Raw genomic sequence first — 943 nt, forward strand, 5'->3', positions numbered from 1 at the left:
GAGGTGCCGATGCTCGTGCAGTGGGACGACCACGAGACCCACAACAACTGGTACCCCCAGCAGCGCCTCGGTGACGAGCGCTACACCGAGCGCAGCGCCGCGCTGCTGTCGGCCCGGGCCCGGCGTGCGTTCCTGGAGTATCACCCCATCCGCATGCCCGCCGGCGATCCGGAGCGCATCTACCGGCACATCCCCTACGGCCCGACCCTGGACGTGTTCATGCTGGACATGCGCAGCTATCGCGGGCCCAACGGCGCCAACGATCAGGCCAGCGAAGGGGCGGAGACGGCCTTTCTCGGCGACGCCCAGCTCGCCTGGATCAAACGCTCGCTGCTCGCCTCCCGGGCCACCTGGAAGGTGATCGGCGCCGATATGCCGCTGGGCCTGGTGGTGCGGGCCGGCGAGGACGTTTACGAAGCCGTGGCCAACGGTGATGACGGCCCCGCGCGGGGGCGGGAGCTGGAGATCGCGGAGCTGCTGCGCTTCATCAAGCACAACGACATCCGCAACGTCGTGTGGCTGACGGCGGACGTGCACTACACGGCCGCGCACCACTATCACCCCGATCGCGCGCGCTTCAAGGACTTCGCCCCGTTCTGGGAGTTCGTTTCCGGGCCCCTGAACGCCGGCACGTACGGGCCCAACGAGCTCGACGACACGTTCGGCCCGGAGGTGACCTTCGTGAAGGCCCCGCCGGAGGGGAAGTCCAACCTGCCGCCGAGCGCCGGTATGCAGTTCTTCGGCGAGGTGCATATCGCCGGGGACACGGGCGTGATGAGCGTGCGGCTCAAGGACGTCGCCGGGGATACGCTCCACACGGTGACGCTGGAGCCGGCGTAACGGCAGCGGGGACGCGAGCCGGGTGCGGCACGGCGATGGCGCCGAAGCCGATGTGGACGTGTCTGCGCATGGTCGCCCCAGGGCGGCCATCCTGGCTTTGCCG

At 69.5% G+C, this 943-nt stretch carries 1 protein-coding gene; it reads left to right on the forward strand.

The features are described from left to right. Positions 1 to 840 (forward strand): alkaline phosphatase (locus G7A99_RS21465; RefSeq protein WP_205599986.1); only part of this gene is annotated, 840 nt, incomplete at its 5' end. Positions 841 to 943: the final 103 nt, after the last annotated feature.

The organism is Arhodomonas sp. KWT (assembly GCF_010993615.1).